This window comes from Paenibacillus sp. VTT E-133291, from assembly GCF_002264395.1.
GTDB classification, from domain to species: Bacteria; Bacillota; Bacilli; order Paenibacillales; family Paenibacillaceae; genus Paenibacillus_AQ; species Paenibacillus_AQ nitricinens.
Map to the genome: position 1 here is coordinate 26361 of NZ_NFVA01000010.1, position 13117 is coordinate 39477.

At 43.2% G+C, this 13117-nt stretch carries 12 protein-coding genes and 1 pseudogene; 1 reads left to right on the top strand and 12 read right to left on the bottom strand.

All coding sequences use genetic code 11. The features are described 5' to 3' along the window. Positions 1-17: 17 nt before the first annotated feature. The 11 genes from fliE to CA598_RS06735 all read right to left on the bottom strand — a co-directional run bounded on the left by fliE (position 18) and on the right by CA598_RS06735 (position 11625). A complete protein-coding gene (fliE, locus tag CA598_RS06685) occupies positions 18-329 on the bottom strand; it encodes a flagellar hook-basal body complex protein FliE (protein ID WP_042189451.1) in 312 nt (103 codons plus the stop codon). A gap of 92 nt (positions 330-421) precedes the next feature. Next, positions 422-871, bottom strand: a complete 450-nt coding sequence (gene flgC, locus CA598_RS06690) for a flagellar basal body rod protein FlgC (protein WP_094869605.1) — start codon at positions 869-871, stop codon at positions 422-424. 6 nt (positions 872-877) lie between these two features. After that, positions 878-1285 (bottom strand): flagellar basal body rod protein FlgB, encoded by a 408-nt coding sequence (flgB, locus tag CA598_RS06695; RefSeq protein ID WP_094869604.1) that lies wholly within the window; start codon positions 1283-1285, stop codon positions 878-880. Between the two features lie 378 nt (positions 1286-1663). Continuing rightward, complete coding sequence (hslU, locus tag CA598_RS06700) at positions 1664-3064, bottom strand: ATP-dependent protease ATPase subunit HslU (protein ID WP_094869603.1); 1401 nt, start codon at positions 3062-3064, stop codon at positions 1664-1666. Positions 3065-3097: 33 nt separating this feature from the next. Beyond that, entirely contained in the window at positions 3098-3640 is a 543-nt protein-coding gene (gene hslV / locus CA598_RS06705; protein WP_042189455.1) for an ATP-dependent protease subunit HslV, read from the bottom strand. A 134-nt stretch (positions 3641-3774) separates the two neighbouring features. Continuing rightward, entirely contained in the window at positions 3775-5157 is a 1383-nt protein-coding gene (gene trmFO, locus CA598_RS06710; RefSeq protein ID WP_143812119.1) for an FADH(2)-oxidizing methylenetetrahydrofolate--tRNA-(uracil(54)-C(5))-methyltransferase TrmFO, read from the bottom strand. After that, positions 5157-7256: a type I DNA topoisomerase gene (gene topA / locus CA598_RS06715; protein WP_094869601.1), complete on the bottom strand. Its 2100-nt coding sequence runs from the start codon at positions 7254-7256 to the stop codon at positions 5157-5159. Before topA ends, trmFO begins: the two co-directional genes overlap by 1 nt. Positions 7257-7292: 36 nt before the next feature. After that, positions 7293-8411: a DNA-processing protein DprA gene (gene dprA, locus CA598_RS06720; RefSeq protein ID WP_094876002.1), complete on the bottom strand. Its 1119-nt coding sequence runs from the start codon at positions 8409-8411 to the stop codon at positions 7293-7295. Between the two features lie 221 nt (positions 8412-8632). Then, positions 8633-9562, bottom strand: coding sequence for a succinate--CoA ligase subunit alpha (gene sucD, locus CA598_RS06725; protein WP_094869599.1), 930 nt, complete (start codon positions 9560-9562; stop codon positions 8633-8635). Between the two features lie 62 nt (positions 9563-9624). Beyond that, the gene (sucC, locus tag CA598_RS06730) at positions 9625-10785 is read right to left on the bottom strand and encodes an ADP-forming succinate--CoA ligase subunit beta (RefSeq protein WP_042128955.1); all 1161 of its coding nucleotides are present in this window, start codon (positions 10783-10785) and stop codon (positions 9625-9627) included. 351 nt (positions 10786-11136) lie between these two features. After that, complete coding sequence (locus CA598_RS06735) at positions 11137-11625, bottom strand: MarR family winged helix-turn-helix transcriptional regulator (RefSeq protein WP_269321761.1); 489 nt, start codon at positions 11623-11625, stop codon at positions 11137-11139. Between the two features lie 143 nt (positions 11626-11768). Between CA598_RS06735 and CA598_RS06740 the strand changes: the two genes are divergently transcribed. Further along, on the top strand, positions 11769-12197 hold the full coding sequence (locus CA598_RS06740) for an organic hydroperoxide resistance protein (RefSeq protein ID WP_094876003.1): 429 nt from the start codon (positions 11769-11771) through the stop codon (positions 12195-12197). A gap of 149 nt (positions 12198-12346) precedes the next feature. Here CA598_RS06740 and CA598_RS06745 read toward each other — a convergent pair. Then, positions 12347-13057 (bottom strand): annotated as a pseudogene (locus tag CA598_RS06745) (ATP-binding protein); the annotation flags it as partial. Positions 13058-13117 lie beyond the last annotated feature (60 nt).

Consider the following 13117-nt stretch of genomic DNA (forward strand, 5'->3'; position numbering starts at 1 on the left):
ACTAAGCTAGGAATTAATTAAATTTGAGTTCTCATAATTTCTTGATAGGCTTCTATCACTTTGTTCCGGACTTGTGTAGTCAACTGCAAACTCAGTAAAGCCTGTTGGGAAGAAATCATCACTTCGTCTATATTCACTTCTCCCAATACAAATTTATTACTCATATCCTTTGCTTGTTGTTCCTGATCTGCTACTTTAGTGAGTGCATTCTCAAGATAAGAACCAAAGCTCTCCATGGCATTAGCAGGAGTGGATGAAACTTCGGTAGATGTTGGTTTCATGGCAAGCTGCTGTACAGCTTGAACCCCATTAGTGATATTCTGTATCAACTGTTTCCCTCCTAAAAGTTTTGTAAGCATATGCTTCCTAGATTCACTTCGTACAAAACTCACTTCGGAAGCGTTCTATCTGTTAATTACGTTTAGCGCCCAATTTCGAGTGCTTTACTTACCATAGCTTTAGATGCATTCAGCATCGTGACATTGGCTTCATAAGAACGTGATGCAGATAACATATCTACCATTTCTTTGGTAATATCTACGTTTGGCATATAGACATAACCTTCGGCATCCGCATCAGGATGGCTTGGGTTGTACACTGGCTTTAACGGTGAAGTATCTTCTATAATGGACTGCACCTTTACACCTTCATTACTACTACCATTTAATTTCGAATTTAGTATATTCGAGAACTTATTGCTTTCGGTAGCTTCCATAACAACAAGCTTTCGACGGTATGGAACGGCTTTGCCATCAACCACCGATGCTCTTGTAGTTTCCGCATTGGCCACGTTGGAGGAAATCACGTCCATCCGCAATCGTTGAGCTGTTAATGCTGATGCACTTATCCCAAAACTACTCCCAAAGTTCATGCAATCTTATCCTCCTTGAATTACAGCTCGCATCATCGAAATTTGACTGTTGATCTGCTCGACATAAGAACTATACCTGAGTTGGTTCTCAGCACTTAACGCCATTTCTCGTTCTACATCCACATTGTTGTCGTTATTATTCATCGAGGTAGTTTCATCCGTACTAACGACAGCTGCTGGTACAATTCTGTTGGTACCAAATTGAAAATGTCGGGAGTCCGTTACCTTCGCGTTAAGTGTAGGTTTTATTCCACTTTCTTGTTGCTGAAGGAAACTTTCGAATGAAACATCAGAACGTTTGAAATTTGGCGTATCTTCGTTAGCCACATTATTTGCTAGAACATTTTGTCGTTTGTAGGCAGCATCAATGCCTCCCTGCAATCGTTGAAAACTGACACTATTCAGCAATCCCAAGATAATTCCTCCTTTCAAAGCTATCATAATGAAATGAATTCCACAACTTTCCTTAAAAAACCTGCTTGTTTTCGACAAATAAAGTATAAAAGTCCTCAATTTATCGATTTCTACGTCGAACCTTGTCGCAAAGTATAACTTATTAGTATTTTCACATACATTGATTTTCATTTAATTTGTATATTATTACAATAAGAAATAAGCCCTATCTTTTTAAAAAAGACAGGGCTTTAAGCACTTTATTGCTATTTTATTCCTTTTTTAACTCAAAATTATCTTTTTAATTGCATTTTTTTACATTTTTTCACCTATTAATGACACTGAATTGTAATTTTCTAATTCAATATGCCCAAATTCAAAAGAATATAATTTGTCGCATTAAAGAATATACTGACTTAAATCACGATCCTGTGCAATACTTGCCAATTTCTCACGCACATACTCTGGTGTAATAACCATAGTATCCAGAGTTAGCTCAGGTGCTTCAAAAGAAAGATCCTCCAATAGCTTCTCCAAAATCGTATGAAGACGCCGAGCACCTATGTTTTCCATATTTTGATTCACTGAAGCAGCTATTTTGGCAATTTCATAAATAGCATCTTTCTGGAACTCCACTTCAATGTCCTCAGTTTTTAACAAATTAACATATTGTTTCGTCAAAGCATTCTCTGGCTCAGTTAAGATGGATACAAAATCCTCCAGTGTCAGACTGCTTAGCTCTACGCGAATCGGAAAACGCCCCTGAAGCTCTGGAATCAGATCAGAGGGTTTAGCTACATGAAAAGCCCCGGCAGCCATGAAGAGCACGTAGTCCGTCTTCACAGGACCGTATTTTGTCATGATTGTAGAACCTTCTACAATTGGAAGGATATCTCTTTGCACACCTTCACGTGATACATCCGGGCCCGAACCCTTACCTTGACTTGCAACCTTATCAATCTCATCGATAAAAATAATACCCGATTGTTCAGCGCGTGTCACAGATTCCTGAATGACATCATCCATATCAATCAGTTTAGTTGCTTCATCCTGAATTAGCACTTTACGAGCCTCACGGATAGGAAGCTTACGCTTCTTCGTCCGCTTCGGAAGCAAGCTACCAAACATTTCTTGCATATTCATCCCCATCTGGTCGTTCCCTTGCCCTGCAAACATATCCAGCATAGATGGCGCTGTATCCTCAACATCTATTTCAATGATATCTTCTTCCAATTGACCAGCAAGGAGCTTAAATCTAATCCCGCGACGGCGCTCGCTTAAGCTTCCATCTGGTTCGGAATCTTCTTTAGAATCCTCTTGTGCAGAATTCCCGCCAAAAATCATCTCAAAAGGATTCTTCTGAGATTTGTTCTTTGAAGACGAAGGCACTAAAATAGAGACAATCCGCTCATTAGCCAGCTCTTCTGCACGGTCCTTCACCTTTTCCGTGCGCTCTAGCTTCACCATACGAATAGAGGTCTCAACTAAATCACGCACCATAGACTCCACATCTCGACCTACATAACCCACCTCAGTGAATTTGGTAGCCTCCACTTTGATGAACGGAGCATTAACAAGCTTTGCTAAACGCCGGGCAATCTCGGTTTTCCCCACACCAGTAGGTCCGATCATCAAGATGTTCTTAGGAACAACTTCATCACGCAGTTCCTCAGCCAGCAGACTGCGCCGATAACGATTACGAAGGGCAACAGCTACCGATTTCTTAGCTTGTTTCTGACCTACAATATATTTATCCAATTCAGCTACGATTTGACGGGGTGTTAGCGATTGATTCACCATCGTGAATTCCTCCTTGTCTCTATGGCACTGAGCCTATAATTGCTCAACAATAATATTGGAGTTAGTATACACACATATTTCTGATGCAATCTGAAGAGCCTCACGAGCAATATCCGCAGCAGCAAGATTTGGAGCATGACGTTTGAGCGCGCGACCGGAAGCAAGTGCAAAATTACCACCGGAACCAATAGCGAGCACATCATCATCTGGCTCGATAATTTCACCATTTCCGGAGATTAAGAGCATTCCTTCCTTGTCCATAACAATCATTAATGCCTCAAGTTTACGAAGAATACGATCTTGACGCCAGTCTTTCGCTAATTCTACGGCAGCCCGTTGCAGGTTTCCATGATGCTCCTCCAACTTACCTTCGAATTTTTCGAACAAAGTGATAGCATCGGCAACAGATCCTGCAAACCCTGCTATTACTTGTCCCCTGTATAAGCGACGAACCTTTCTGGCCGTCGTCTTCATAATTACACTCTCTCCGAATGTAACCTGACCATCACCTGCTATAGCTGCCTGTCCGTTATGTCTTACAGCACAAATTGTAGTCGCATGAAAGCTGGGTACCATGATTGCAGTTACCTCCTTAAGATGGGCTTTGTTAAAATATAAGAAAAGTATACGTTTCACGTTGTTCTTCATTATCCTTATATTTTTCGCTTAAACGCTAACGCTTATCATCCTTATTAGGACGCCGAAGGCGCTTATTCTTGGGTATCGATAACCTCCGGCTCTATATAAGCGAGGCCCGTACGATTGGCGTACTCGGCAAGACTGTCTAGTGCACGATGCGCTAACATCTCATTTTTTTCTTTCTTATTACGGATTTTCTTCTCCACCTTCGGTAGAAGACCAAAATTGGCATTCATAGGCTGAAAATGCTCCGGATCAGCGGAAGTGATATAAGCAGGCATACTACCGAGCACCGTGTCTTGCGGGAAGATCAGTCCTTCTTGACCGAGTGCGGCTCTAGCAGCGTTAATGCCGGCAATCAGACCTGAAGCTGCTGATTCCACATAACCTTCCACGCCAGTCATCTGTCCAGCAAAGTACAGCCTTTCTTTACCCTTCATTTGATAAGTAGGATGCAAGAGTTTAGGAGAATTAATAAAGGTATTTCTGTGCATTACACCATATCGAACGTATTCAGCGTTCTCAAGACCTGGAATCAGCGAAAATACCCGCTTTTGTTCGCCCCATTTCAAGTGCGTTTGAAAACCCACCAGATTATAAAGCGTTCCAGCAGCGTTGTCCTGACGAAGCTGTACCACCGCGTAAGGTAGCTTACCTGTGTGCGGATTGATAAGACCTACTGGCTTCATCGGACCAAACAATGCTGTTTGCTTACCGCGCTTCATCATGATTTCGATAGGCATACAGCCCTCAAAGTATATCTCTTTCTCAAAATCCTTGAGCGCCGCCGTCTCTGCAGAGATCAACGCATCATAAAACACGTCAAACTCCTCTTCAGTCATAGGACAGTTCAGATATGCTGCTTCCCCTTTGTCATAACGGGAAGCCAGATACACTTTATTCATATCAATACTGTCCTTCTCAACAATCGGTGCAGCAGCATCATAAAAATAGAAATACTCTTCACCTAATAGACCCTTAATTTCAGCAGATAATGCAGGGGAAGTTAGTGGACCCGTTGCAATAACAACAATCCCTTCCTCCGGTATATGCGTAAGTTCTTCATTTATGACTTCCACTAGCGGATGATTATGCAATGTACTCGTAATTTCTCCCGAGAAACCATCCCGATCCACGGCAAGTGCACCACCAGCAGGTACAGCGTGGCGATCCGCAGCACCTAATACAAGAGAGTTTAAGCGCCGCATTTCTTCCTTTAATACACCCACTGCATTGCCTAAACCATTTGCACGCAAGGAGTTGCTGCATACTAGTTCTGCGAATTGATTCGTGTGGTGAGCTGGCGTTTTCACCACGGGTCTCATTTCATACAATCTTACCGGTACGCCTTGAGAGGCTATTTGCCAGGCCGCTTCACTTCCTGCGAGACCTGCTCCAATTACTGTTACCTTTGCTGTATCTGTCACTGTCTTATTTCCTCCTGTAGAGACTATTATTCTGCTAACTCTTCTTCGTTGTCTAAAACTGCCTCTGTATGGTCACAAGACGTACATTGCAGTTTGGTGCCTTGCTTATTGCGTTTCTCAATCATCCAAGCCCCGCAAGATGGACATGGCTTAGTGGATGGTCTATCCCAAGAGACGAAATCACAGCCAGGATATTGATCGCAGCCATAGAAGACACGCCCTTTTTTGCTACGACGCTCTACAACTTTACCTTCATTACATTTAGGGCAAGTTACACCTATATCTTTGATAATCGGCTTTGTATTTCGGCAATCTGGAAAACCAGAACATGCTAGAAACTTCCCAAAGCGTCCTAATTTATATACAAGTGGTTTACCACATTTCTCGCAGATCTCATCAGAGACTTCATCTTCAATCTCGATTTCTTTCATTTCTTCTTCAGCAAACAATAAGCGCTTCTCGAAAGACTCGTAAAATTCGGCAAGAACCTTCACCCAATCTTCTGACCCTTCTTCCACATGGTCAAGATCTCCTTCCATATTAGCCGTAAACTCTACGTTCAATATTTCCGGGAAAAATTGTTCCATCTGCTCGATAACTAGTTCTCCAAGCTCTGTAGGCATGAATTTTTTCTCTTCAATCGCTACATAACCACGCTTCTGAATCGTTTCAAGCGTTGGTGCATACGTACTTGGGCGTCCTATCCCTAATTCCTCAAGTGTCTTTACAAGCCTTGCTTCTGTATATCGCGGTGGTGGCTGTGTAAAATGCTGCTTCGGCTCGATCTCTTGCTTATTTAAAGCATCTCCCGCTTCAAGAGGCGGTAAATACTTATCTTCATCTGTAGTTCCATCATCATTACCTTCCACGTAAACCTTCATGAACCCTGGGAATGAAACCTTCGAACCCACCGCTCTGAAAGTGGCTGTACCTGCTTCTATATCAACCGAGAGTGTATCCAGAAGAGCCGAAGCCATTTGACTGGATACGAACCGCTCCCACACCAGCTTATAAAGACGGAATTGATCCCGGCTTAAGAACTCTTTGACCATTTCCGGTTCCCGAAGTGCCGAAGTTGGTCGAATCGCTTCATGCGCTTCTTGTGCTCCAGCCGCTTTCTTCGAATACTGGCGGGGGGTTTCAGGTAAGAACTTTTCACCATACTTAGCAGTAATCAGCTCTTTAGCTTCATCCTGTGCAGTGACAGATAAGCGTGTCGAGTCCGTACGCATATAGGTGATCAAACCTACGGTTCCCTCTTTGCCTAGTTCCACACCTTCGTATAATTGCTGGGCAACAGACATGGTCTTAGCTGCACGGAATCCAAGCTTACGAGCTGCTTCCTGTTGAAGTGAACTTGTTGTAAAAGGAGCCGAAGGATGTCGTTGTCTTTCCTTCTCCTTCACTTTACTTACCTTAAAAGCTGCGTTCTTGATTGCCTCAAGGATCTCTTGAACATCGCTTTCTTGATTAAGTTCTTTCTTCACACCATTCAGCTTATGGAACTTAGCTTCAAAGACGGAATCTCGAATCCCAAGTTTAGCGGTAATACTCCAATATTCAGTAGGTACAAAAGCGGAGATTTCATTCTCACGATCCATTATGATCTTTACAGCTACAGATTGAACACGACCAGCAGATAACCCTTTTTTGACTTTCTTCCATAATAGGGGGCTAATCTTGTAACCTACCAGCCGATCCAGTATACGTCTTGCCTGCTGTGCATTCACAAGATCCATGTTAATCTTACGTGGCGTCTTAAAAGCATCCTTCACCGCTTGTTTGGTGATCTCATTAAATACAACTCGGCATTCCTGTGTTTGATCTAAATTTAATGCATGCGCCAAGTGCCATGCGATCGCTTCTCCTTCGCGGTCAGGGTCAGCTGCGAGATAAACTTTTTTCACTTTTTTACTAGCGTCTTTCAATTCCTTCAATATGGAACCTTTACCACGGATAGTAATATACTTAGGGTTGAAATTATTTTCAACTTCGACGCCGGTTTGACTCTTCGGCAAGTCCCTAATATGTCCCATAGATGCCTTTACAATATATTTACTACCTAGATATTTGCCAATTGTCTTCGCTTTCGCGGGCGATTCGACAATAACCAATGCATCTGCCATAGACTCTTCCTCCTCGTTAACACTCGTACCTCTATATTAAATTACCTTATAAATAGCTCCTGGTAATTGTGCTACCGCTTTTTTTATGATTAAAGATAACAGAACTGAATGCAAATGTCCAAAATCCCATCCTGTCCTCACAAGCAGATCGTCCAAAATAAAGGGGCCTTGATGCAGTATATGGTATAGGTGTAACTCCTCATTTGTCAATTTCTTTTCAATTACCAAATCGTCAACCACCTGTTTAGGGGGACCGCTTTCACCCGTTTTTGAGAGGTTTGTCGGGAGAATAGAAGTGTATTCTTCTAAAATATCTAGTGCACCGGTTACCAGCTTTGCCCCCTGTTTAATCAGATCAAGAGCCCCTCTACTTTTGGGAGACGTAATAGGTCCAGGGACAGCAAAAACATCCCGTCCTGCCTCCAAGGCAGCATCTGCAGTAATGAGTGATCCACTTCTACTATCCGCCTCTACAACCACTGTCCCGTATGTGATACCCGCAATAATTCGATTGCGCTGCGGAAACAACCCTGGATGGCTTTTGGTTCCAAGGGGATACTCTGTTAGCACTAGCCCATCACGGGAAATCAATCGTTCAAGCTCCTTATTCTCAGGCGGGTAGACCCGATCCAGACCTGTAGCTACTACCGCTATTGTGCCTCCACCGCTTCTTAGCGCAGCTTCATGACAAACGCTATCAATCCCCCTAGCTAATCCGCTAACCACTGTCAGACCTGCTTCACTAAGCTCTTTCGTGAGGATCTCCCCTACCTTCCGTCCATAAGCTGTTGGCACACGAGTACCGACCATCGCTACACTGGGTGTCGATAACAGATCCAAACGCCCACGATAATAAAGAATCCATGGTGGCTGAGCCGTCTCCTTCAATAAATCTGGATAGTCTGCATCAAAAATCGTGATCATGTTCACAAAACTTTCTTCCATTAGTAAGCGGCGGCTTGCTATCCACTCCAACGTATATATAGAAGCAAGCTGAATCGACATTTTCTCACTCAATCCAACCTTTTCCCAGTCTTCCGGGCTACAAGAAAATGCTTTTTCTGACAAGAGCCCAGCTCTGCGAATCTTGTCGATCGTTTTCCAGCCAATGCCTTCCACTTCATTAAAACCGAATAGTAGTTCCCGTTCTTCCATAGTCTTTTTCGCCCCTTAACACGGAAGGCCTAGCCTTCCCTATTTTGTGTTACACATCTTGAAAACGCAAGTATTTCTTTAAATTCAATAAATTTCTATTTAAAATAAAAAAAGCAACCTTTCATCCCTAAATAGGAACAAAAGGTTGCTTACCTCTTTAATTAATTATACACGAAATAACCTCACTACGCGGAGCGATTTCTCTGTCTTAATTACACTAATTAGTGCGATGTAAAAGCATTGAGAATACCGCGCTCTTCAAGCACACTTACGAGTGTCGAACCCATTTCAGCAGGCGTAGGGGCTACCTTAATTCCGCAAGCTTCCAGTACGGCAATTTTTTCGCTAGCTGTACCTTTCCCTCCAGAAATGATAGCACCAGCATGCCCCATACGCTTGCCTGGAGGTGCAGTTGCCCCTCCAATGAAGCCTACTACTGGCTTGGTCATGTGTTCACGAATCCACTCCGCTGCTTCTTCCTCAGCCGTACCACCGATCTCTCCGATCATGATAACTGCCTTCGTACCCGGATCTTCATTAAACAGCCTCAAAATATCAATAAACTCGGAGCCTTTAACAGGGTCCCCGCCAATACCTACAGCCGAAGACTGCCCAATTCCACGCGTGGTCAGCTGATGAACCGCCTCATAGGTTAGCGTTCCGCTGCGCGAGACCACTCCTACATAACCAGGCATATGAATATAGCCAGGCATGATTCCAATCTTACACTCTCCAGGAGTGATAACACCCGGACAGTTTGGACCGATCAACACTGTAGAACGACCTTCCATATAACGTGAGACTTTTACCATATCAAGCACAGGAATACCTTCAGTAATACAGATAACCAAATCCAGCTCTGCATCTACAGCCTCCATGATGGAATCTGCTGCAAATGCTGGCGGTACATAAATCACACTAGCAGTTGCACCAGTAGCTGCTTTAGCAGCTGCGACTGTATCAAATACCGGAAGACTAACTTCACTGCCATTTTCAAGGGTGATATTAACTGTTGTTCCACCTTTACCCGGCGTTACTCCTCCAACCATCTGAGTTCCATAATCAAGCGCACCCTTAGTATGGAACAAGCCCGTTGCTCCCGTAATACCTTGCGTGATAACTTTCGTATTTTTATCTACAAGAATGCTCATGCCTTAAGTCACATCCCTACTTATATTGTCAAATACGATAACTGGCTTCAACTTCCGAGCCATTATTGCACAAGAGATACAATCTTACGGGCACCGTCCGCCATAGAATCAGCAGCTACAATGTTTAGTCCCGATCCAGCCAAGATTTGCTTACCTAAACCAACATTTGTTCCTTCAAGACGTACAACAAGCGGTTTAGTCAATCCCAATTGACTTGCCGCTTCCACAACACCGTTAGCAATAACGTCACAGCGCATAATACCGCCGAAAATATTAACGAAAATTCCATTTACCTTTTCATCCGACAGAATAATTTTAAAGGCTTCTGTAACTTTCTCGGTAGTTGCACCGCCCCCTACATCAAGGAAGTTGGCGGGTTCGCCTCCGTAATATTTAATTATATCCATCGTTGCCATCGCTAGACCTGCACCGTTCACCATACAACCAATATTGCCATCAAGCGCAATATAGCTCAGGTCATACTTAGAGGCTTCGATTTCTTTCAAATCTTCTTCATCTAGATCCCGAAGCTCTTGAATATCTTTGTGGCGGAACAAAGCATTGGGATCAAAATTCAATTTAGCATCTAGAGCCATCACATTACCATCCGCAGTAACTACCAATGGGTTAATTTCGGCAATAGAGCAATCTTTATCCACAAAAGCTAGATATAGCGCTTGCATGAATTTCACAGTCTTGCCTACCAGTTCATTCGGAATAGAGATGCTGTAAGCTAGTTTACGAGCTTGGAATGTCTGCAAACCTACTGCCGGATCAATGATTTCTTTAAAAATCTTCTCCGGATGTGTAGCTGCAACCTCTTCAATCTCTGTGCCACCTTCTTCAGATGCCATCATAACCACCCGACCAGTTCCTCTATCAACAACAATACCGATATAATACTCTTTAACAATTTGACAGCCCTCTTCAATAAGCAGCCGCTTTACAACCTTACCCTCCGGACCAGTCTGGTGAGTAACTAAAGTCTTGCCGAGAATTTCGGTTGCGTAAGTACGCACTTCATCGATATTCTTAGCAACCTTTACACCTCCAGCTTTACCGCGTCCACCTGCATGAATCTGAGCTTTAACTACAACAACCGGTGTACTCAGTGACTCTGCGGCTTCTACCGCTTCCTCCACTGTATAAGCTACTTTTCCATTCGGTACGGCCACACCGTACTTCTTAAGCACTTCTTTTCCCTGATACTCGTGGATATTCATAGCGGTAGCCTCCTAAAGTAGCGTGGTGACTTAACAGGCAGCCTGTTGTCATCTCGCCTTCCGTTTTGATTGCCGCGGGGTTAGGGATAGGCTGATGCTAAACATGCAGCACTATTCCGGAACCAACAGAAACTGCTCTACCACTCGTAAAAGAATGGCCTTATTTCTGTGAGAGACATTGAGTAAATCTATAAGACTAAGCTTATACTTACCTATATGCCATATAAAGGAACCCAGAATAGTGTAACATGTTTTTAAAACGCTTTCCTTAAATATATTCATGATTCGTACACATTTTTTCGCTTGGTTTCATGCCGGAATGCGAACGATCGCATTGACTACTGTTTATACTTACTTTTTACTATCTTGAGTGTTCGCCTCATGAACACGATTTAACAAGCTTTTGAACTGCTCAAGCAGCTCTACAGTCTCATCGCCGGACATAGTCGTTTCTTCCATCATTTTCCCAGGAATACAAGCCGCATTGCTTTGAAGTGCCCAGCCCTGTTCCGTTAAGGAAATCAGAACTTTCCGCTCATCTTGTGTTGAACGTTCACGTACGATCAAGCCTGCTGCTTGTAGGCGTTTTAAAAGAGGTGTCAGCGTACCCGAATCCAAAAATAGCGCCTCACCAATTTCTTTAACCGTACATTGCTGCCGTTCCCATAACACAAGCATTACTAGATATTGCGAGTATGTTAAACCGATCTTATCCAAATAAGGTTGATACAGCTTTGTGATCTCACGAGAGCAGGCATAAATCGTAAAACAGAGTTGATTCTCAATCAGCAGCTCAGGTGTAGTCGTCATCTTTTGCATATCTTCTTCATTCATTTTCATATCTTATTCACCTGCCTTATACCCTTATTTTATCATAATTCACTCATAACATCATGTTAATAGCAAAAAATTAATTTGACATTATAATTAATTGTGATAAATTAGATTGTACACAAACTAATTAGGAATTGGAGAGATACACAATGATGACCATCCAGCAAAAAATGTATGAAACCACTGTTAAAGCCGTAGGAGGAAGAAACGGTTTTATCGAATCAGAAAACCCTAAGCTTAATCTTACAATTAGTACACCACGCGAAATGGGAGGTGCCGGTGGAGAAGGTACAAATCCTGAGCAACTATTTGCAGCTGGATATTCCGCTTGTTTCGATAGTGCACTGAACATGGTTGCCCGACTCGGAAAAGTAAAAATTGAAGGTAGCGAAGTAACGGCTACAGTCAGCTTTGGTAAAGTTGAAGATGGAGGTTTTGGCATAGCGGTTAAGCTTGATGTGCTAGTTAAAGGCGTTGATAGAGAAACTGCAGCCTCATTAGTAGAGGCTGCTCATGGCGCTTGTCCATACTCCCGCGCAACCCGCGGCAATATCGCTGTAGAATTGAATGTGCTGTAAGGGAACTATAGAGAATTATTATCTCAAACGAAGCCCTTACGGACACAGATGATCTTATCCAGAGAGGTTAACATTTTTAGCGGAGTGACATTAATAACCCAAAACAGAGCAGCGATTCGCCAATAACGGGAATCGCTGCTCTATTTAGTTTATTCTTCTGTCATTGCCTGCCGGTCTAAATTACGGTATTGCACAGCTTCCGCAAGATGCGCGGAAGTAATATCCGGTGCGCCTTCCAAATCAGCTATTGTACGGGATAGCTTAATAATTCGATCATGCGCTCGCATGCTTAAACCTAAATTTTCCAGAATGTCATACAGCAATTGGGCACCTTCACGGCTAAGGCTTGCATATCTCCGAAGGGAAGCGCCGGAAAGTTCACTATTCCAAGAAATAGGCAAGCGCTTAAACCGTTTAGTCTGTATCGCTTGTGCTGCCATCACCTCTGCATACATCTCTGCCGAAGATAGAACATTACCCTGACGATCCCAATCCTTTGGACGAGGAACATCCACCTGTAAATCAATACGATCCAATAAGGGTCCTGATATCTTTGCGCGATATTGAGCAATTCTGGCGGGGCTGCATGTACAATGTTGTTGAGAAAGATTACTCCCAAAATAACCACAGCTACAGGGATTCATCGATGCGGCCAACATGAATTTTGCAGGATAGGTAAAAGAAGCTCGAGCACGACTTATGGTAACAACCCCGTCTTCGAGCGGCTGGCGTAACACCTCAAGTACATTCCGAGAGAATTCGGGCAACTCATCTAAAAAGAGAATCCCTCGATGCGCAAGACTAACTTCTCCCGGCTTCGGAATACCTCCACCCCCAATAAGGCCTGCGGCTGATACAGTAATTTAAAGGGTGGCGATCTAAGACTATTTTTTATAAGATTAAAGGAGGACCAGTAAATT